We start from the raw sequence: 19712 nt of genomic DNA on the forward strand, positions 1-19712 counted from the left end.
ACGAAAAGAACGCACATTTTGTTGTCAAGCAAAGCAGGTTTTGTGAAAAATCGCACAAAAACGAACGCGCGCTAAGTGAGGAAACGCACAAAAACACTAAATAATAGCGCATATAACAATAATGCTCTACTATATAAATATGTACTACGTTTCTGAACATTCATTGCACAATGTCGTCAATAAAGCAACGACCGACCTTTTTACATTCTCATACAAACACATTATTAAACCGCATTTTGTTTTTAACATTCCTCCAGACGAAGCGCATGATCGCATGATTAATTTTTGCAAATTTAGCGAGCGCACTCCTGGATTAATGTGGCTTCTTCGCGAAATGCTTAACTACACAGACCCAGTGCTAGAAACTAACGTTATGGGTGTGGATTTTGCGAACCCGTTTGGCTTAAGCGCGGGACTAGATAAAAACTGCCAAATGGCAACCGTACTAGACAACGCAGGCTTTGGTTTTGAAACAGTTGGCTCTACTACAAGCCGACCATGCGAAGGAAATCAAAAACCTTGGTATCATCGCCTTCCAGAATATGACTCAATTCTTGTGCACGCAGGACTAGCAAACGATGGCAGCGAAGCCGTTATTGCACGAGCCGAAAAAGCTTGGACTCACGCAAAGTCTATGAATATGTCTATTTCTATTGCGCGCACAAACGACGACTTAGTTGGCGACTTGGAAGAAGGAATTGAAGACTACCATATTTCCATGGAACGCGCAGCAGGAAGAAGCTCAATAATCGAAGTAAATATTTCATGCCCGAACACGCGCGTTGGCGAACCGTTTAGTCAGCCGGAAGCGCTTGACAAATTATTCACCGATCTTGACACTATTAAGCGACCTCAGCCAACATTAGTTAAGATGCCGCTTAATTTGCACGGTGGTTGGGAACAGTTCAAGTCTTTGCTTGACGTACTTGCAGAACATAAAGTTGACGGAGTAAGTATTGCGAACTTGCAAAAGAATCGCGCAGGACTTGACGTTCCGCAAGATTGGCAAGGAGCGCTTTCCGGAGGTCCTACCTACAGCGCAAGCAACGATCTTATTCGACGCACGCGCAAAGCTTTTGGTGAACGCTTTGCTATTGCAGGTATTGGCGGAGTATTTACGCCAAAGCAAGCATATGAGAAGATTCGCTCAGGCGCTGACTTGGTTATGTTTATTACGTCACTTATGTACAGAGGACCGCAGCAAATCACGACGCTGAAACGCGGACTTGCGGATCTTTTGAAACGCGACGGCTTTGAGCATGTTGCAGATGCGGTAGGTGCTGATTTGAACTAGCGTGCGTATTTGCACAGTGCGTATTTGCACTAAAAATGACCCTTACTTTGCTCACAATCAAGTAGCATAAGTAAGGGTCTATTTGTAGGAACAGCACAAAACAACTTAGTATTTAGCAAGTTAACTAGCAATTACGAGTTGACAAATGCAGTTTAACAAATGCAGTTTAATAATTATCAGTTCCCGAATTGCTATAGTCGTCGCGACGAGCAGTGCCGTACTGATCTTGCGTGTTCTTTTGCTTCTTAGCTTCTTCCTGCTGTTCTTGCGCTGCCTGCTTTCTAGCGTCTTCATCTCGCTTTTGCTGATCAGTTTTAACAGTAGTTTTAGGCATACCAGGCAGAGTTCCGCCGGCAGTGTACTTTGGATCAGGCTTGCCGTAATCGTTGTCAACAGGAATGTTAGCAGCCTTCAAATAGTCGTTCATAAACTGCTTCCACGCTGGCGTTGCAATATACATACCGTACCAAGCTGCCATTGTGCGACCGTTAATAGTCATGCCATTAAAGCTTTTTTGCGATTCAGCGTTACCAACTGCCACAAACGAAGCAACTTGATAAGGCACAAAACCAGCTGTAGTCATGTAGTACTGCTCGTTAGTACCAGTTTTTGCGAAAGTCTTGCGACCGCCATCAAGTTGTGTAGTTGAAGCCTCGCCGCCAGGTTGCACAACACCCTGATTCAGAGCATAAGCAGCAGTTTGAGCGATTCCCTTTGGAATTGCTTGATGGCAATGTGCACTAGGAACTTTCAAACGCTTACCGTTTTTGTCAACAACTCGCTTAATAGCAATAGGATCACATGCCACGCCATCAGCGCCAAGAGTTGCATACACATTAGCCACAGTTAAAGGCGAAGCTTGCACAGAACCAATCGTCATAGGCGGGTTCAAAGAATTAGCAGAATACACACTTTCCTGACCAAGAGGCGAATTATGGTATCCAAGAATTTTAGCCGCGTCTGCAATAGAACACAGCTTAATTTGCTGAGCCATAGACGCCTGCGTAGTATTGTGAGAACGAACAAGACCTTGCAAAGGCGTTTCTGGGTTAACAGTGCCACCGCCGGAGTTTTGAACCGACCAACTACCAACTCCGCGGAATTTGCTGCAATTAAAATCAGCATTGTTATAAAGCATAGAAGTGCGAAGAGGCTGATTAATTGACTTTCCAGCAAGCATCCACGCAACCATATTAATTGGCTTCCACGTAGAACCAATCTGCCAACCAAGACCGCCACCATCGCGCTCATCTACAGCATAGTTCAAAGCCGTATGCGTAGGATCTGATTTTGCAGCATCCGTAGCATCATAAATACGATTGCTACCAAACGCCAAAACTTCACCAGTTCCAGGCTTAATTGCCGCAATTGAAACTTCAAAACCGCTCTTATCGTTTACAGGAATCGTATCCCTAGCAGCTTTCATAGCAGCCTTGCTAGCACGCAAATCCATAGTTGTGTAAATATCAAGACCACCCTCAGTAAGCAACTTTTCGCGCGCAACAGCAGTTTTACCAAACTCGCGAGAGTGCAAAATTTTCTTCGTCACGTAATCGCAGAAGAATGCTGCATCACCTGCAGCTTGGCAACCAATCTTGGAAACTTCCCTCTGTATGTTAAGAGTGCTTTTAAGAGGAATAGCAGCAGCAGAATCATGCTCGCTCTTAGTAATAAAACCTTGGCGAAGCATTAAATCAAGAACAATATTGCGCTGCTTTTGCGCTTCAGGCTGATTCGCTTCAATAGAAGGATCGTAATGCGAAGGATTCTTTGTAATTGCAGCAATAGTTGCCGATTGAACAAGATTAAGTTTTGCAGCGCTCGTATTGAAGTAGCGGTGAGCTGCAGTTTCTACGCCGTAAATATTATTGCTACCGAACTGCGCAATATTTAAATATCCCTGCAAAATCTCAAGTTTGGAGTATTTTTTCTCCATTTGAATTGCAATAAGCATTTCGCGCAATTTACGAGCAATAGTGCCTTCAGAAGCGTGGTACTCAGCTAAAGGATCGTTATTTTCGTGAGCTTTAATCATAAGCACATTTTTTACATATTGCTGAGTTAAGGAAGAGCCACCTTGCATATCTCCCTTTTTAACGAATGTTTGCACGAATGCGCGAATAACACCTTGCATATCTACGCCGGAATGCTCAAAGAATCGACGGTCTTCACGAGCAACCATTGCTCGCTGCATATATTGCGATATGCGTCGGAGCGGCACTACAGTGCGGTTTTGAGCATAAAAAGTTGCAATAATAGTTTTGCCATCAGAAGCGTAAAGTCGCGATTTTTGCGGCAAAGCAGTTACGTCAAAATCGATGCCATCAACGCGAAGTGAAGGCACTACTGTTTTCACTATGCTATTCACGCTCATTACGCCAGGAACAAACATAATACTTGTTGCAACACCTCCTGCAACACACAAAGTGATGTAGGTAAGGAACAGCGCTAGCACACGGCGAACAGTCAGTGAATTCTTTTTCGGCATGCGTACTATTCTAAAGGTTTGCCTCTACTTGGAAACCGAGATAATAAACATTCGCGCTTTAACGCTCAGCTCGACGGATAAGCATGCCAGGCTTATAAATAATAATTGACCTGCCTTGGCGCATAATCCAGCCTCTGTTTGCAAAATCCATAAGTGCTTTGTTAACTGTTTCGCGCGAAGAGCCAACAAGTTGCGCAAGCTCTTCTTGCGTCAAATCATGCGGCACAAGCAAGCCGTCGCTCATAGGCTCGCCAAATCTCGAAGCTAAATTCAGCAAAGTCTTTGCTAAACGAGCAGGAACATCCATAAAAACTAAGTCGGAAATTCGCTCATTATTTGCTCTCATGCGCGCTGCAAGCACTTGAAGCATATCTACTGCAACACTAGGGTGATTGTTTAGCCAATTGAATAACACGTCATTTTCTAGCCATAAAACTCTAGTGTTGTTTGTAATAGATATTGCTGAAGCTGTACGAGGACCGCCGCTAGGATCAAAAACTGGAATTTCGCCTAGAATTTCGCCAGGAGTGTGAATACTTAGCAATTGCACACGATTGTCGTTTGAATGACGAACTAATTTAACTCTTCCACGCTCAAGCAAGTACATTCGATGGTCAGTATCGCCTTCATTAAAAATTGCCGAACCTTTTTTAAATGTCGATTCTTGCAAATACTGCATCAATTCTTTTACTTGATCAGCTGGAACTTGCTTAAACAATGCGGTATGTTGCAGTGAAAATTCATCGCTGTCAACGCTGAGTGTTGTCATTGCTGCTCTACCCCTTCATTAAGCAATAAGTAGATATCTCCATTGAACTACCTGTATGTGGATGAGCGCAAACGCAAGCGAAAAACGCAAGTGAAAGACGCAAGTGAAAGACGCATACGAAAAACGCACATCACTTGACCTATGATATCACGAAAGGCGAGGAAACGACATTTACTTTACAGTCGCGTAAAATTTCTGCCGCTTTTAAAGCGGAATACGACCAAAACTTTACACGAGCGTAAAGTTTCTGCCGAATTAAGACGCACAGGCGGCATAAACTGCGCACGACTGTAAAGTTTCTGCCGCTTTTTGGCGCGCAAACGACCAAAACTTTACACGAGCGTAAAGTTTCTGCCGATTCCACTAACTATTTACGCCCATAACATGCAAGCACCACGCATTTTCATAAGCTAACTCCTGCCATTGCCTGTATCTGCCAGAAGTGCCACCGTGACCGCCGTCAGTTTCAATACGAGCAATTGCGTCAACACCAGAAGCTTGCAATTTAGCGAGCCATTTCAAAGGTTCCGTAACAAGCACGCGCGTGTCGTGAATAGAGGACGTGATTAAGATTTTCGGAAAATCAGCTAACTTTTTGCGGCCCTCTTCCGTTTTTGCGCAAGGCACATTTTCGTAAGGAGTATACGATTTCATATAAGCGTAAGCTTCAGGATCATCGAGCGGATTTCCCCACTCATCCCACTCTGTTACAGTAAGCGGCAAAGAAGAGTCGAGCATAGACGTAAGAGCATCTACAAAAGGCACGTCTGCTTCAATTCCTGCATAACATTCCGGAGCCATATTTGCTATAGCGCCCATAAGCAAGCCTCCTGCTGAACCACCGTTTGCAACAGTATGGCAAGCTGAAGCAAAACCAGCTTTTTGCAAAGCACGCGTGGCATCAACAAAATCTTCAAAAGTATGCTTTTTATTAACGCGCCTACCCTGCTCATACCACGCGCGACCCATTTCGCCGCCGCCTCGCACATGCACTTGCGCATACAACACGCCACGATCCAGCAAACTCAAGCGACCGACAGAAAAAGTAGGGTCTGAACTAATTTCATACGCTCCATAGCCAGTAATAAACATTGAGTCAGTTTTAGAAATTTTATCCGGACGCCACACAAGAGACACTGGCACACGCTCACCATCTCGAGCAGTAATCCAAACGCGCTTTTCAGCATAATTGTGCTCATCAAATTCGCCTAAAATTTTACCTTGCTTTAGCAACACATCTTCGCCTGTTAAAGGATCCAACTCGCGAAGTTGACCTAAAGTTGCGTAACTGCCAAAAGCGTAACGCATATGCGGAGCTTCGTACGAAGGATTTCCAGTCATAGAAATACTAAATAAGCGATTATTGTTGATTTCTTCTTGTGAAATATTTGCGAGCGCAGCGCGTGATTCGGTTTGCGCTTGATCCGCAAGTTGATCCGCAAGTTGATCCGTGAGTTGATCCGTGAGTTGATCCGTGAGTTGATCCGCAAGTCGATCCGTAAATTGATTCGCAAGCTTAGAAGAAAGCGGTCGCACTTCGCAAAAACGCCACGGTTTTGCTTGCAAAAAATCTTCAACAGCGCGCTTTTTGCTCATTACAGCCAAATGCGGCAAACCTTGAGAACGGTAAGCCAGTGCCACATAATTTTTGTACATTGACAATCCGCTTATGCTCAATCCAACTGCATTTTGCAATATTTCAGGATTTTGAGGCGAATTATAAGGCTTTGTAATAGGCTCACTTCCGGCACCTTTTTGCCAAGCATCTCCCTGCTCGCAACCATAAGGAGAACCCGAAGCAATACATACTCCATCCGAAAGCTTGTACGTTACATGCTCATCAAACTTGCCGGAATTTCCTCTCATGTCAATAATGTCAATTTCAAAATTAGGATTTTTAGCGTTATGACACACAATCGCAATTGGAATATCTTCACCATTTTCGCCAGCATTCTCAAAGCAAGCGAAAGAAATATCGTATTCCACTCCCTCAACAGGCTCAATAACCATGCGGAATTCACCTTCAGGATTGCTCAAAGGAAGCATAAGCACGCGCGACGTAGTCTTTGAACTACTGCTGATCATCATGTATCGTTCGTCAAAACTTTCATACACGTCAACAAAAAATCGCTCGTCAATTTCTTCAAAAACTTTTACATCGCTGGAAACTTCAGTGCCGACCTTATGCCTCCAAACTTGATAAGGACGCCAAGCGTCATCAAGCTTTACATAAAACACCCATTTTCCGTCTGGAGAAAGTGAAGCAGAAGCAAGATTTTCCCACGATTCCTCCAACTGCGACCAAGAACATGTTTTTGTAGAAAAGTCACGAATAAAATAGTTAAAGCGTTCATCGCCTTGAGTGTCAACACCGTACAGCATTCGCAAACCGTCGGCGCTTAAATCCATTCCACCGACTTTAAAGAATTTGCCACCAGAGCGCTCAGATTCAAGGTTTGCATCAAATAAAATTTCTTCACCATCAGTTGTGCCAGGTTTTGCAGAATTGTCGATAGTTGGCGGATTCCAATCGTCACTATTTTCGACTTTCATACGGCATTGCACAGCGTATTGTTTGCCTTTTTCAGTGCGCACGTAATACCAGTAATTATTCATGCGCACAGGAACAGACATGTCTGTTTCTTGAACTCTTGAGCGCAACTCGTCAAATAATGTAGAACGCAAGTTTTCTAAGTGCTTTACACGTTGTTCAGTATAAGCGTTTTGACTATTGACGTATTCCATAAGCTTAGGATTGTTGCGATCTTTCATCCAAGCATATTCGTCTATATAAGTGTCGCCATGAAATTCACGTGCCGACGGTATGCGTTCTGCTGCTTTTGGCTTTGCGAAATCTTGATTATTCATAGCTACACCTCTTTTATTTTCATTACGTATTTTCTTCAGCTTTTATATATTAGTAACGAAATATTTTCTGCAATTCTTTAATATTACAAAATTATTTTGCAATTATCTTATGCTATTTCGCAATCGCTTCCTCTATAAACGGAAGCATTACTTTAGCTAAATCTTTGCCTTGCGGAGCTGCAAAAAATGGCACGCCTTGCAAAGTACCAGCAGCACCTTCTGCTTCAATTATGCGCATTTGAGTATCATCCAAATCATCAAAACCATGCAAACCATCCAAGTCATCAATATCACTAGAAAACTCGCTAGCATTATTTAATTTTTCAATCGCCATAGTAGGAATTTCTTGCGCATCTTCGCACGCACTATCAAAAGCATCCGAAAAAACATACGCACGCTTAGACGTACTTAAAGCAACAGCAAAATCACGAGATAATTTACGACGGAAATCCTCAACAGTGGCACTCTTGCACAATTGCCTAATACCTACTGCAAGCACGCGACCTGGATGCTTACGAATAATATTCGCATACGTTAAAGGATCCTTTTGACCATCGTCGCCAATAAGCACAAAACGCATACCAGGAAAATCATCCATAAGCTGAGTTGCAAATTCTAATTTATGTTGCGGTCCGTTTGGAATAAAAGTTTTAGGGCGCGGATCCAAATCGCGAAGCAAGAGAGGACCCTCAGGAAACTTTTCGCGATCAATAAAGTGACGAATTGAAGCCTCAACATTCCACGGAGAAGTAGAAAGATAGAAAAATGGAATATCGTCACGTAAACGCTCTAAAGACTGGAAAAACTCAGACATTCCAGCAACTGGCGAACGATGAGCAGGATTCATAATAAGCAAATTATAAGCAGCGCGAATTGGTGAAGGCGCTTGAGTAACCATAATAGTGTCGTCAACATCCGAAATAACACCAATAGGAACATTTGCGTCAATAGCAAACAAACTCGCTTTTACAGGCTCACGGTCACTAACAGAATACGAAACAACGTGACGACCAGGCTCTAAAGCGCGCTCTGTAATTAAATCTAAATATCCTGCACGGTCAGAAATACAATACTCTGCACTGCCATCGCGCGAACCTTCAGGCTTATCGTATATTTCAGAATCGCCAATTTGAGCCGTTTCTACAGAAATACCGTCAATAGACAAAGCAACGCGCACGCGCACAGCAGGAACAACAAGCATAGCGTAAATTCCGCGTTTTAGAGCAGAATGATGACCAAGCTTTGGAGCATACACAGTCCTGCAAATCAATCGAGCATATCTATGCGTTCCATACCCAATATATGGCTCAACACTTGGAAACCAGCCAAAACGACGAGCAACACGACCAGCAAGACGCATCCACGTGCCGAAAATAGACGTAACAATTTTGCGACCAAAACGCACAAGCAATGGCTTATTGTCAATACGCTCAGCTTTAGAAGGAGCGTCAAACAATGTCGCAGTAACATGCACAGGAATTGGCGCGCTGCTAATTCGTCTAGACGCAGCTAATTTCGGAACAGATTGTGGGCTTTGCACACACTCAAGATTAGAACGCGCAGAAAGTGAAAGTTCTTCAGCGCGTTCATCTTTGTTAAGTGAGTTACCCACAGATTCGCTCATTCGCGCACCGGACCATCCGGAGTCGTGCCAACAATTTGCACAATAGTGCCGCGTGGGCAATTGTCAAAAATCCAGTGAGCATCCTGCTCATACATGTTTATGCAACCATGAGAGCCATGATTTGCAGCATCGCCAGTTGCAATACCCTTATAATTCCAAGAAGCAGTGTGGAAGCCTTCTCCACCATGGTAATAGCTAACCCAACGCACTCCAGGAGAGAAGTAAGGAGAGCCATCGCCGTTCCTACCGCGCATATCTTGTGAAGCATAACGCAAGTAAATAAAGAATGTGCCAGAAGCTGAATCATCAGCACCGCGCTTACCTGTGCAAACAGGGAATGTTTTTACAAGCTCATCATTCCTATATACAGAAGCCATTTGAGTTGTTTTGTCAACAACAATTCGCATTTCAACAAGCTTCTTCTCAACTGTGAACTTAGTGACTTTTGCAGGAACAGCCATCTTGAAATCATTGCCATTTCGCAAAGATTCTACAGCCTTTTTCGCAACATTATTGGAATAGTTAATTTCAACACCGTTAGAACCTTTAAGCGTTGTGAAAATAAACTTACCTTCTTTATCGATTGCATCTTCCTGATTAATTTTTTGCTGATTAAGCTCTTTTGGAAGAACTTGAGACAAATAATAATCTGCTTTATCTGCATCAATTGTGTAAGAAAGCTTACGGCGAGTCGTATCTGCGTTTACACTAATCCAAGACGCAATCGCTTCTTTTGGAACAGTAAAATCTTTGCCGTCGCCGTTATTAAACGTGACTTTTTTCTCAAGAAGTTTATTTAAATCGTTTACAAATTTTTGCGCTGCATCAAGCTTAATAGGAGCATCAGTGCGTCGAGATGTAACAGAAACTTTTACTGTTTTACCAGGGTGAGCAATTAACTTTTTTACTGCTTCGCGGACAGACATAGTTTCTATAGTGCGACCAGGTACGCCATCTTCTACTTTGAAAGATTCAGAATCCTTGTCGAAAACTGCGCTATAAGGCACAGCGCGATCACTTTCACGAATAAACTTATGCAATAAGTACGAATCCAAAGCGGAATCATCGCGCTCAGCTTTCAAGCTCACAGTTTGATGAACCCAAGGCATAATGCGAGTAAATAAATTATCTCGCTTAGCATTCATAATAGCTTTTACAGTTGCATTCTTATCAATCTTGACACCAAGCTGGCTCAAATCTGCATCAATACTATTGCCTTGATCATCACTAATTTCTAATTTGCTATTTTCTACAGCATTCTGAACAGTTTTGCTTATAGCATCTTCCTGATATCCAGTGAGATTACGCGTAATAGAAGCATCACCAAAATCAACACCTGGAGCAACTCGGTTGTTGAAATACAAATGAAGTGCAAAAAATGCTGCAGCTAACAAAATAACAAAAATAAGAAGCGAATACATTAACGCCAATGCGGAACGGTTCGCACGATGCTTCTTTGCTTTCGGCTCCACTACTCTAAATGAATCAGTTGCAGTTGAGTCGGCAGGAGTTGCATTTTCATACACGCCATATGCATTTTTATTACCAAACATATTCTTCTTGTTTCCAGCAATATCGTCAACAATATCGTCAACAATATCTCTAGAAGTGTCTTCTTCATCTGCGACTTCGCCTAAATTATCGGCAAGAGTTCCCTCATAATTAACAGAATTATCAGAATCATCAACCATTTGATCTTCTGCATGACTTTGAGGAACCTGCATAAAAGCAACAGTATCGTCACTAGCATCATCAGGCATATTACTAGATGTAATATTGAAGGATTCATCTCCCTCAAAATTTTGCTGTAATTCAGCCATATTCAAAACCTCTGCTCAATAATTGTATGCGACAGACACGTTTGAATAGTTTATCACTAGCGACGCACGAAATTAGTATTAGCGATGCATAGGAGCATAAATGGCTAAATAACCGGATATATAAATGGCTATAAAATGCGCACGAAAAATGCGCGAAAGCAATCAAAACAATATTTATAAAAAACAATAAATAATATACAAATGTGTAAAAAACGTAAATATTCGCAATATGCCGAAAAATTTAGTATTGTAGAAAAAATAATGTGCAAGAATAGGAGGTATGCCAACTATGCCTATTCAAGCGACTATTGCTCTTATGATGGTTGTATTCGCGCTTGTACTCGCGCCATTCGTCATCATGATTGTTTCACGCGCTTTAAAACGTCATCATTTGGCAGAAAAACTTGCTAAACGACACGGCGACTCAGTGCATTACGCATTCATACTTAATCCTTCAAAACCGCAAGCGGAATCGTATCGCGAAAGTATTAAAAATTATTGCGAAGAACGCAATTTAACCTACGAAATTATTGATACGCAATTAGATAAAGATGGGCGCGAATGCGCTTTAGAAGCGCTTTCAAACGGAGCTAACGTAGTAGTAGCAGTAGGCGGAGATGGCACAGTTCGTACTGTTGCGAGCGCAGTAAGCGGTAAAGGTCATGCGATGGGAATTATTCCTATTGGAACTGGCAATCTTTTTGCTAGAAATATGGGAATTCCAGTAAACGACGTGGATGCTGCGTTGCGTGTTGCAACTTCTCACGGCTCTAGGCAGGTTGACGTTGGGCGCGTAACGATTCTCGACAATACAGAAGAAGATCATGGACACGCATTCTTAATTATTGCAGGCATTGGTTTTGACGCGTTAATGATTGACGACACTGATCCAAACTTAAAAAAGAATATTAGTTGGCTTGCTTATTTTGTTTCTGGCGTAAAGCATTTGTTTATGCCAAAATATCGCGCAACCGTCACCTTACAGCGTTCGAATGGCGACGAAAGCGTGCTAAAAGGATTGTCTTTCCGCACACTTATGGCTGGAAATTGCGGTCAGATTCCTATGTTTTCGCTTATGCCAGAAGCAGCGTACGACGATGGCGTGCTTGATTTTGAGATTATTGACACTTCGGGCGGTTTAATTGGTTGGGCTAATTTGTTCCGAGGAGTAATACACCAAACGCTAACCGGGCGCGCGCTACAGCAGGATTCGCTTTCTGCAGGCTCAAGAATTGACCAAACGCAAGGTTTTAGTGCAGAAGTGCAATTAGAAAAATCTGCTCCAGTGCAAGTAGATGGCGACATTTTGGGCTATACGAAACATTTGCGCTTCACTGTTGACAAGCAAGCATTGTGCGTAAGAGTACCAACAAGCGTAAAAACCAGCGTTGCTGTGAGCAAATAAGTAACATTTAGTGTGGCGCGAGTTTTGGGGCTGGTGTTTTGCTGGCGGGTTTCTTGTGTGGCTGTGTGAGATAGGAATTACTTGTCTCGCAGCGCTACGCTCTTATACCTTATTTGGACTTAAAGGTTGTATAGTTAAGTTTAGTTTTTTAGTTACTTTCTTTCAAAAATAGTATTCGTCAACAAGATTATTACTATCGTTCCGCTTTTATATTGCTCGACCAAGCAATTCCTATCTCCCACTACTAATAAAACCGCTAGTTTTCTGTGGTGCGGTAGGAGTGCCTGGAGTGGCACATGCAGTAGCACGGATGCTAGTGTTCGCTAATCAACAGGAATCAGCGTCTGCAGAGCGCAACTGCAAAACTTCATAAACGTACAAGCATCCAATCAGTGCAAAAAATCTCAAATCTCCACAACACGAATATACAAACGTATGTGAAACCAAAATGCGTGTGAAAATATAAAATACAAGCACCGTGGCAAAATAAAAAGTTATGGTAGCAAAAAATGCGGGAATGCCCGCCACCCCAGAAGATCTAGTCGACGTCGACGCTTTGGTTGGCGCTTACTATGATGAAGTTCCAAATTCCAACATTCCAGAGCAGCGAGTGATTTTCGGCACGTCCGGTCACCGTGGTTCTGCTTTGAAAACTTCGTTTAACGAAGCTCATATTGTGGCAATTACGCAAGCTATTGCTGAATATCGCAAAAAAGCTGGCGTAACTGGTCCTCTTTATATTGGTCGCGATACGCACGCTCTTTCTGAGCCTGCTCAAAAAACCGCTATTGAGGTTTTGGTTGCTAACGGAGTTCACGTTCGCGTGGATTCTCGCGGCGATTTCGTGCCAACTCCTGTTGTTTCTCAAGCTATTTTGACGCATAATCGCGCAGCCGACGGCACTCAGCGTTTTAGCGGCGACGGCTTGGCTGATGGCATTGTCGTCACTCCTTCGCACAACCCACCAACCGACGGTGGTTTTAAGTACGATCCTGTAACAGGCGGCCCTGCACCTGCAGATGTAACTAACGCAATTGCAGCTCGCGCAAACGAATTGCTCGACAATTACAAGTCCGTAAAGCGCGTACCTTTCGAGGAAGCAATCAAGTCTGACTTGGTTGAAGGCTTCGATTACCGCGAACACTACGTTAGCGATTTGGCTAATGTAATTGACTTCGATGTGATTCGCTCCAGCGGCGTGCGTTTGGGAATTGACCCACTCGGCGGCGCAAGCGTAAACTACTGGCCACTTATGAACGAAAAGTACGGCTTGAACATTGGCGTTGTGCGTCCAGAAGTTGATCCAACTTGGCGATTCATGACTATTGACCACGATGGCAAGATTCGTATGGATCCAAGCTCCCCTTACGCAATGAAGGGCTTAGTTGATCAGCTTAACGCTGGCGCTTGGGATAAGTACGATTTGGTTGGCGGCACCGATCCAGATGCTGACCGCCACGGTATTGTGTGCCCTAACTGGGGCGTTATGAACCCGAACCACTACATTGCAGTGTGCGTGGAGTACTTGTTCGGCGGCGCTCGTCCGGATTGGCCAAAGAATACTGCTATCGGCAAGACGCTTGTGTCTTCTTCCTTGATCGACCGCGTGGCTGCTTCTATTAACGCAAAGCTTGTGGAAGTTCCTGTTGGCTTCAAGTGGTTCGTTGACCCACTCTTTAGCGGCGAAGTTGCTTTCGGCGGCGAGGAAAGCTCCGGTATGAGCTTCTTGCGCAAGGATGGTCGCGTGTGGACCACTGATAAGGATGGTTTGATTCCTGATTTGCTCGCTGCGGAAATTACTGCAAAGACTGGCAAGAACCCAGCTCAGCTTCACCAGGATCAGGTTGCTCGCTTTGGCGAAAGCTGGTATAAGCGCGTCGATACCCCAACCACGCTTGAGCAAAAGCAGAAGTTCGCAGCTTTGAGCGGTGACGACGTTGAAGCAACCAAGCTTGCTGGCGAAGATATTACCGCAAAGCTTACGGAAGCTCCTGGAAACGGCGCAAAGATTGGCGGCTTGAAGGTGACGACTAAGAACAACTGGTTCGCTGCTCGCCCATCTGGTACCGAGAATATTTACAAGGTTTACGCAGAATCCTTCGTTTCTCCAGAAGCACTTGACAAGGTGCTTGAGGAAGCTACTGCTGTAGTAGACAAGGCTTTAGCGTAACGTAATAATCTTGCGTAAATAAAGAATCTACTAATTGCGCTGGTTGCAATCTGCAGCCGGCGCATTTTTGAAAGGTTTTGTCATGATTGTTGTTTCTACAGACGGTTCCGCGCTCGGAAACCCAAACGGTTCAATGGGTTGGGCGTGGGCAGACCACATTGACGAGTCTGGTAGCTCTAACGAACACTATCACACAGGCAATGCAGATGCTGGCGGCGCAACTAATGGCACAAATCAAATTGGCGAATTATGCGCTGTTTTGGAAGCTTTACGAGCACATCCTGGAAGCGAGCCGCTCACAATCGAAAGTGATTCACAATACGCTATAAACTGCGCAACTACGTGGATTCACGGATGGAAAAAGAACGGTTGGAAAAACTCTAAAAACGAGCCTGTTAAAAACTCCGAGCTGATTCGCGCAATCGACGCGGAAATTACTAAGCGCGAAGGTGCCGTAAAATTCGTGTGGGTTAAGGGACACGCAGGAAACGCAGGAAACGAAAAAGTTGATACATTAGCACGCGGATATGCGGAAGATTGCCGAAATGGTTTGAAGGACGGATACTTGCCTTTAGAAGGCTGGAAGTCGCTTCTTGCTTCTGAATATGCAAAAGGTACGAATGTGCCAAGTGATGCGAAAATGCTTTTAGATGGCAAAATTTCCAATGCAGAATATCATCTTGAACGCACAGTTGGCGAAGATATTAATCCTGATTTTTCTGCACAAAATAGTAAAAACGCTAGTGATCTAACTGAATCTACAAATGAATCAGTGCGCGAACAAGCGCAAGAAGCAGCATGGGAAACGAAGTCTAAACAAGAGCAAGAAGAAACATGTGAACAAGCGCGTGAAACAAAGCGTGAAACGTTAGAAAATAGCGAAAAAGATGCACTACCAATAGAAAATAAACAAGATGTACACCAGCAAGACGCTGTAACTATTGTTCAAGGAGTTCCAAAAACAGAGCAAAATGTTACGCAAACTGCATCTAAACCAGTTCAAGGATTAAGTGTTTCTGGCGTGCTGCAGTTTACTCCTCCACCAAATACAAGCCCAAGTTTTAACGGCGAGGCGCGTTTTATTTCCGGCACAATTAACGTAAGCGGCTACGTAGAACCAGACGGCACCTTGCATTTATCCCCAACCGCCTTCTACCTAAATCAATGATAAAGTCATACTAAAAATCTGCACGCAGACTAATATGGAAATGTACGAAAATGAGGCGCGCACAAAAGCACAAAGCCTCTCCCGCAAATAGCGATGGAAGTTCATCGGCGAACTCGGGAATAACAAAAACAAGAAAGCAGGGATAATGGATAAAGCACAACAAGATGCGCTTAAAAAAGCAGCAGGCATTGAAGCCGCGAAGATTGTAAAGAATGGAATGATGGTTGGTCTTGGCACCGGCTCTACAGTGCGCTTCTTGGTTGACGAGCTTGGCCGCAGAGTTAAGGAAGAAGGCTTGAGCTTCACAGGAGTCACCACTTCTCGTCGCACGCAAGAGCAGGCAGAAAGCTACGGCATTAAGATTCTCGACATTAACGAAGTGGATCACATTGACGTTACAATCGATGGTTCTGACGAAGTTGACAAGAACTTCAACGGAATTAAGGGCGGCGGCGCAGCTCTTCTTTGGGAAAAGATTGTGGCTATTAATTCCGACCGCATTGTGTGGATTGTTGACGCAAGCAAGGTAGTCGACACGATTGGCAAGTTCCCACTTCCTGTTGAGGTGATTCCATTTGGCTCCGCGCAGGTGATTCGTAAGTTCGAAAAGCGTGGATATAAGCCAGTTTTGCGTCTCGATGCAGACGGCAAGGAAGTGCGCACCGATGAGAACAACTTTGTGGTTGATTTGCACATGGAGCGCATTGAGCATCCACAGGAGTTGGCGAAGGATTTGATTGAGACTGTTGGCGTTGTGGAACACGGATTGTTCTTGAACATGGTTGACACTGTGATCGTCGGCGATCCAAACGGTCCTCGCACTCTTACGAACCCAAATAAGTAGCGAAACTAATATAAAAGTAGAGTCCGCAAACGCGGGCTCTACTTTTTTGTATACAAAAAAGCGCCGGAAAAACCGACGCTTCAAAAAAGTCTTACGTGCCTAAACGTTCAGACACGCATCAACGCATAGCAAGAAAATTACTTGCGCTGGTGACGAGTCTTACGCAGCAGTTTGCGGTGCTTCTTCTTGCTCATCCGCTTGCGGCGCTTCTTGATGACAGAACCCATCTGAAGCCTCCATTCCTATGTAAAGTGTGCAACTCGCCTAATGTTACACCGTTTGAACGACTTTGTGGAGTGATATTACAAAGAACATCATTTTTTACAACAATTTACATCGGGAATTTGTGATAAAAACGCTCTACTGCTTGCTTTGAGCCTTTTACTTCAAAAACAGCAGTATCGTTCTGCCACAACGCGCTAGCCTGTGATTTATCATTTTCATCATTTCGCAACACATAGCTACCGTAAGTCTTGCCAGAAACTTGAATTTTCCCACTTGCGATATCAGAACCCTTAAGTCCATCAACTAACGCTTCATACTGCTTGTTCGCAGAATCACGATTCGACCATTGAGCAACAGTTACAGACACTTCACCATCTGGCTGACCGGTTGAGTACTTAACAGAATACTCTTCCAAAGGCGACGATTCAGTCCAATTTGCACTAGGTATAGCGTCAACACGAGCGAAATCAAGTACGCTATCTGGCATAGCCTTAAGCAATGCCGTAGAAGATGCTGGCAAAGGTTTCGATGGTATAGAAGGCGTTTTAGGCATTACCATATGATTTTTGCTCGCAACATTTTCGTGATTCAATGCCCAACCTGGCCACATAAACGCTGAAATTAAAGCCAAAACCACAATTACTGCAGCTGAAGTCAACACAACTAATAACTTGTTGTGTGATGAATTATTGACACTTGAGGAATTCATATTCAACGCACCCATCTTTGAAGCATTCATACTTGAAGCATTCGATTTCGACATACTTGCATTATGTCACATCGCGATGACGCTTTTAGTGCGCAAAAACGCTTTACAATCAAAAACAAATACAAAATATGATTGTCTAATAAAGCGTATAGCGTCAAGATATGGCTAGTAAATCTACTCTTCACTATTTATGCTCCGAATGCGGTTGGAGTGGCTCAAAATGGTACGGTCGCTGCCCTGAATGCGGCGAATGGGGCACAGTGAACGAGTTTAGAGAAGCGCGAGTTAGCGGATTATCTCGCACAACGCGTGCATCTCGCACAACAGCAGCATCGCGCACAACAGCAGCATCGCGCACAACAGCAGCATCGCGCGCATATTCACCAGATAGCATAACTACTACTAATCGCAATATCGCACATTCAACTCTCGATTCAACAACATCCGCGCAACCAATTAGCGAAATTCAAGCAGACGACGCAATGCGCATCCACACAGGTTTTAGCGAATTCGATCGCGTATTAGGCGGAGGGCTTGTGCCAGGCTCCGTAACTCTTATAGCAGGAGAGCCAGGTATCGGAAAATCGACACTACTTCTAAAAACAGCAGCTTACGTATCTAAGCAATCAAAAGAAAGCAACACTCCCCCTGTATTGTATATTTCCGGCGAGGAATCAGCAGCGCAAGTTAAATTGCGCGCGTCTAGAATTAACGCTGTAAACGATTATTTATTACTTGCAACAACAGGCGATCTTGACACTGTACTAGATCTTATTGAAACGCATCACCCTACGCTTGCTATTGTCGATTCTGCGCAAACGATTTCCGCACAAGAAGTAGATGGTATTACAGGCGGTTCTACACAAGTTAGAGAAGTTGCGAGCGCACTTATCGACGTTGCTAAAGCTAACAACATTCCGATACTTTTAGTTGGGCACGTTACAAAAGATGGTTCAATAGCAGGACCGCGTACGCTTGAGCATTTAGTTGACACAGTATGTCAATTTGAGGGCGACACACAAACAGCGCTACGCATGCTAAGAGCTGTAAAGAATCGCTTTGGTCCTACAGACGAAGTTGGCTGCTTCGATATGAGCGGTGAAGGAATTGAGGAAGTGCCGGATCCTTCCGGACTGTTTTTGTCTTCTACAGAAAACGATAATCAAGGCAAAAATGCGCAAGATGGCACAAACGACGGAACTTGCGTCACTTTTACGCTTGAAGGACACAGAAGCCTGCCAATTGAAATACAAGCACTTGTAACGCAATCAGCTCTGCCTACTCCTCGCCGCGCAGTTTCTGGTGTTGATTCTAACCGTCTTGCAATGCTTACAGCAGTTTTATATCGTCACGGACGCGTTAATTTACTTGCAAAAGATTTGTACGTATCTACTATTGCAGGAGCGTTGGCAAAAGAGCCGTCTTGCGACTTAGCAATCGTAGCAGCTTTAGCTAGTGCTGCTGCCGGGAAAGCAGTAACTCCTAAAACTTGCGCAATTGGTGAGATGAGCTTAACTGGTCAAGTTCGCCCAGTGCCAAGAATAGAGCCACGATTGCGTGAGGCTGCGCGAATAGGATATAAGCGCGCAATAGTCTGCCATATGCGAAAAAGAGTTAGTATTCCAGGATTAGAAATTATTGAAGTTAGCACAGTACGAGAAGCGTTAAAAGCACTTGGGCTATAAGCTAAGCAAATGCCCAAGTGCTACTTACTTTAAAGGATTTCGCTTGTGCTGCACACTGTTATAAGCGGTGTAAAAAGCTCCATAGTTTTAAGAGCTAGCTTATGATTTTCCGGCGTGCTTCCTGCACAAGCATCTTCTGCAATACGCACAGCAACGCCATTATCCGCTGCAGCTAAAGCGGTTGTTAATACGCAACAATCTGTTGCAACTCCGCAAATTGTTATCTTGTGACATCCGCCTAATGCAGCTTTAAGTTTCGCACACCATTTGCCGAAAGTTTCGCACGTAACTACAGTGTGACCTTCCGCAAGTTCTGCTGTTTCTGGAGTGAAATCATACATTGGGTCGTCAGGTTTTACGAGGAATTGTGGCCAATCTTTAAAATAGTCAACCCAAGCGTTTTCTGGCTTAAGCGGTGCTACGTAGCGCGTGTAAATTACTCGATTACCATAAGCTTTTGCAAGTTTTGTAAAAGCTTCGGTTGTTGAATCGTAAGTGTGATCTGCACACGCCCAAGTAGACCACTCACTTTCGCAAAAAACGCGCTGTCTGTCGATTACCACTAACCATTCGTCTTCTTTAATCATTTGAATATCCTTTCATACGAATATCCTTTTTTATTTTTATTTTTATTTTTATTTTT

At 43.8% G+C, this 19712-nt stretch carries 14 protein-coding genes; 6 read left to right on the top strand and 8 right to left on the bottom strand.

Annotated elements, in window-relative coordinates; all coding sequences use genetic code 11:
* Positions 1 to 139: 139 nt before the first annotated feature.
* Positions 140 to 1294 carry a quinone-dependent dihydroorotate dehydrogenase gene (locus HXT34_RS04730; RefSeq protein ID WP_415687919.1) on the top strand — a complete coding sequence of 385 codons (1155 nt, stop codon included), beginning with the start codon at positions 140 to 142 and terminating at the stop codon, positions 1292 to 1294.
* 166 nt (positions 1295 to 1460) lie between these two features.
* On the opposite strand, the gene HXT34_RS04735 is transcribed toward HXT34_RS04730, so the two are convergent.
* The 5 genes from HXT34_RS04735 to HXT34_RS04755 all read right to left on the bottom strand — a co-directional run bounded on the left by HXT34_RS04735 (position 1461) and on the right by HXT34_RS04755 (position 10863).
* Positions 1461 to 3782, bottom strand: a complete 2322-nt coding sequence (locus HXT34_RS04735; protein WP_421784620.1) for a transglycosylase domain-containing protein — start codon at positions 3780 to 3782, stop codon at positions 1461 to 1463.
* A gap of 58 nt (positions 3783 to 3840) precedes the next feature.
* A complete protein-coding gene (locus HXT34_RS04740; protein WP_415683309.1) occupies positions 3841 to 4551 on the bottom strand; it encodes a Crp/Fnr family transcriptional regulator in 711 nt (236 codons plus the stop codon).
* A 363-nt stretch (positions 4552 to 4914) separates the two neighbouring features.
* Positions 4915 to 7419, bottom strand: a complete 2505-nt coding sequence (locus HXT34_RS04745) for a S9 family peptidase (protein ID WP_421784622.1) — start codon at positions 7417 to 7419, stop codon at positions 4915 to 4917.
* A gap of 112 nt (positions 7420 to 7531) precedes the next feature.
* A complete protein-coding gene (locus HXT34_RS04750; RefSeq protein ID WP_421784624.1) occupies positions 7532 to 9043 on the bottom strand; it encodes an App1 family protein in 1512 nt (503 codons plus the stop codon).
* Positions 9040 to 10863 (bottom strand): L,D-transpeptidase, encoded by a 1824-nt coding sequence (locus HXT34_RS04755; RefSeq protein ID WP_421784626.1) that lies wholly within the window; start codon positions 10861 to 10863, stop codon positions 9040 to 9042. The genes HXT34_RS04750 and HXT34_RS04755 overlap by 4 nt, the downstream gene beginning before the upstream one ends.
* Before the next feature lie 280 nt (positions 10864 to 11143).
* On the opposite strand from HXT34_RS04755, the gene HXT34_RS04760 reads away from it, so the two are divergent.
* From HXT34_RS04760 to rpiA, 4 genes are all read left to right on the top strand, one after another.
* Positions 11144 to 12268 carry a diacylglycerol/lipid kinase family protein gene (locus HXT34_RS04760; RefSeq protein ID WP_421784628.1) on the top strand — a complete coding sequence of 375 codons (1125 nt, stop codon included), beginning with the start codon at positions 11144 to 11146 and terminating at the stop codon, positions 12266 to 12268.
* Between the two features lie 496 nt (positions 12269 to 12764).
* Positions 12765 to 14438, top strand: coding sequence for a phosphoglucomutase (alpha-D-glucose-1,6-bisphosphate-dependent) (pgm, locus tag HXT34_RS04765; protein ID WP_004134346.1), 1674 nt, complete (start codon positions 12765 to 12767; stop codon positions 14436 to 14438).
* 34 nt (positions 14439 to 14472) lie between these two features.
* Positions 14473 to 15606 (top strand): ribonuclease H family protein, encoded by a 1134-nt coding sequence (locus HXT34_RS04770; RefSeq protein ID WP_421784630.1) that lies wholly within the window; start codon positions 14473 to 14475, stop codon positions 15604 to 15606.
* A gap of 145 nt (positions 15607 to 15751) precedes the next feature.
* Positions 15752 to 16450, top strand: a complete 699-nt coding sequence (gene rpiA / locus HXT34_RS04775) for a ribose-5-phosphate isomerase RpiA (protein WP_415687252.1) — start codon at positions 15752 to 15754, stop codon at positions 16448 to 16450.
* Positions 16451 to 16587: 137 nt separating this feature from the next.
* On the opposite strand, the gene HXT34_RS04780 is transcribed toward rpiA, so the two are convergent.
* Entirely contained in the window at positions 16588 to 16677 is a 90-nt protein-coding gene (locus tag HXT34_RS04780) for a 30S ribosomal protein bS22 (RefSeq protein ID WP_004268639.1), read from the bottom strand.
* Positions 16678 to 16781: 104 nt separating this feature from the next.
* Positions 16782 to 17438 carry a hypothetical protein gene (locus HXT34_RS04785; RefSeq protein ID WP_421784632.1) on the bottom strand — a complete coding sequence of 219 codons (657 nt, stop codon included), beginning with the start codon at positions 17436 to 17438 and terminating at the stop codon, positions 16782 to 16784.
* Between the two features lie 107 nt (positions 17439 to 17545).
* Here HXT34_RS04785 and radA point away from each other — a divergent pair, with 107 nt between their 5' ends.
* Entirely contained in the window at positions 17546 to 19069 is a 1524-nt protein-coding gene (gene radA / locus HXT34_RS04790; RefSeq protein WP_421784634.1) for a DNA repair protein RadA, read from the top strand.
* 29 nt (positions 19070 to 19098) lie between these two features.
* On the opposite strand, the gene HXT34_RS04795 is transcribed toward radA, so the two are convergent.
* On the bottom strand, positions 19099 to 19656 hold the full coding sequence (locus HXT34_RS04795) for a cysteine hydrolase (protein ID WP_421784637.1): 558 nt from the start codon (positions 19654 to 19656) through the stop codon (positions 19099 to 19101).
* Positions 19657 to 19712: the final 56 nt, after the last annotated feature.

The organism is Gardnerella sp. DNF00983 (genome assembly GCF_049244265.1).
In the GTDB taxonomy this organism is placed as follows: domain Bacteria; phylum Actinomycetota; class Actinomycetes; order Actinomycetales; family Bifidobacteriaceae; genus Bifidobacterium; species Bifidobacterium vaginale_J.